The sequence below is a fragment of the Microcoleus sp. M2_D5 genome (assembly GCF_036701935.1).
Classification (GTDB): Bacteria; Cyanobacteriota; Cyanobacteriia; order Cyanobacteriales; family Microcoleaceae; genus Microcoleus.
In genome coordinates this window covers 13,302-15,355 of sequence record NZ_JAUBRP010000029.1, presented here as the reverse complement: position 1 = coordinate 15,355, position 2,054 = coordinate 13,302, and the positions used below count along the sequence as shown (strand labels likewise).

Annotated in this window: 1 protein-coding gene; it reads left to right on the top strand. The window is 47.3% G+C overall.

Features of this window, described 5'->3' with window-relative positions:
* Window positions 1-2,054 (top strand): Ig-like domain-containing protein (locus QUA50_RS14320; RefSeq protein WP_333262158.1); only part of this gene is annotated, 2,054 nt, incomplete at both ends.

Here is a 2,054-nt window from a genome sequence, read left to right as displayed (position 1 = left end):
GTTACTGGCAGTAGCGTCACCATTAATCCCACAGCAAATTTAGTTGAGGGTACAGATTACTACGTTGAAATTGCCGCTGGTGCAATTAAAGACTTAGCAGGTAACAATTATGCCGGCACTACAGGTGCAGCCACTTGGAATTTCACCACCGTAGCTGACACCACACCGCCTACAGCCGCCAGTTTCACCCCTGCAGACAACGCCACTAATATTGCAGTTGCTGCTGATTTAGCCGTCACCTTGAGTGAAGCCGTACAAAAAGGCACTGGCAATATTGTCATCAAGAAAGTCTCCGACAACTCAGTTGTTGAAACTATTGATGTCACCTCAGCTAACGTCACCGTCAGTGGTTCTACTGTCACCATTAATCCTACCGCTGACCTTGCACCAAGTACCGAATACTATGTAGAAATTGCTAGCGGGGCGATTAAAGACTCGGCTGGTAACAATTATGCCGGGATTACAGGGCCAACCAGTTGGAACTTCACAACCCTCACCGCTTCCACGCTGCCGATTCCTCCCATCCCGCAATTAACCCAAAACGGTAGTGCTAATACCAATCATCAGGGACAAAGCTTCACAGCTTCTGAGAATGGAACAATTAGCGAGATTGCGGTTTATACCGGAGGTGCTTTTACTGGCAATTTATTGATTTACAACAGCAGTAATGGCAGCGGTGCTGGCGGGAACAAAGGTACTCCTACCTATCAACAGAGCATATCACTCCCATCGGGCATGGGTTGGAAAACAGTTAAATTAGACACTCCTTATTCGGCTACCAGTGGGCAAACCTACTCCGTTATTTTTGAGGGAACAGGTACATTCTCTTTCTCGAATACCAACCCTTATGGGGGTGGGAACTATATCTTCAACTACGGCAATGCCAATGCCTCTAATGATTTAGCTTTCTTCATTAACCCGCCGGAAATTGATCTTAAAGGCAATGGTACTTCCATCGCCAATCAAGATATTACACCCACGACAATTGATGGCACTGCTTTTGCTGATACCCCAGTTGGTAGCCCGCTAGTTCGCACCTTTAGCATTGAAAATTTGGGTTCGAGTAATTTGACGTTATCGGGTACGCCTGTAGTCACCATTACAGGGGCCAATGCCAGTGATTTTACCGTCAAGACATTACCAGCCAACACTATTAGTGCCAGTCAAGCTACCCCATTTGAAATTACTTTCCAACCTTCGGCTATCGGCACTCGCACCGCACGAATTAATATTTCCAGCAACGATCTCGACGAATCTACTTATACCTTTACCATTCAAGGTAACGGCCTTGATGGTACAGCGCCCACAGCCAGCAGTTTCACCCCAGCCGATAACGCCACCAGTGTTGCAGTTGCTGCTGATTTAGTTGTCACATTGAGTGAATCCGTACAAAAAGGCATCGGCAATATTGTCATCAAGAAAGTCTCCGACAACTCAGTTGTAGAAACCATTGATGTCACCTCAGCCAATGTCACCGTTACTGGTAGTACAGTCACAGTTAATCCCACGGCAGATTTAGCGCAAGGTACAGATTACTACGTTGAAATTGCCGCTGGTGCGATTAAAAACTTAGGAGGGAACAATTATGCCGGTATTACAGGGGCAACTGCTTGGAATTTCACCACTGCGGCTGCCGTTGATACCACAGCCCCGACAGCCACTTTCACCCCCGCAGACAACGCCACCAGTGTTGCAGTTGCTGCTGATTTAGTCGTCACCTTGAGTGAAGCCGTACAAAAAGGCACTGGCAATATTGTTATCAAGAAAGTCTCGGATAACTCAGTGGTGGAAACCATTGATGTCACCTCAACAAATGTCACCGTTAGCGGTAGTACCGTCACCGTTAATCCCACAGCAGATTTAGCGCAAGGTACTGATTACTACGTTGAAATTGCCGCCGGTTCAATTAAAGATTTAGCTGGCAACAATTATGCCGGTACTACAGGCGCAACTGCTTGGAATTTCACCACTGCTGTCGCCGTTGATACCACAGCCCCGACAGCCACTTTCACCCCCGCAGACAACGCCACCAGTGTTGCAGTTGCTGCTGATTT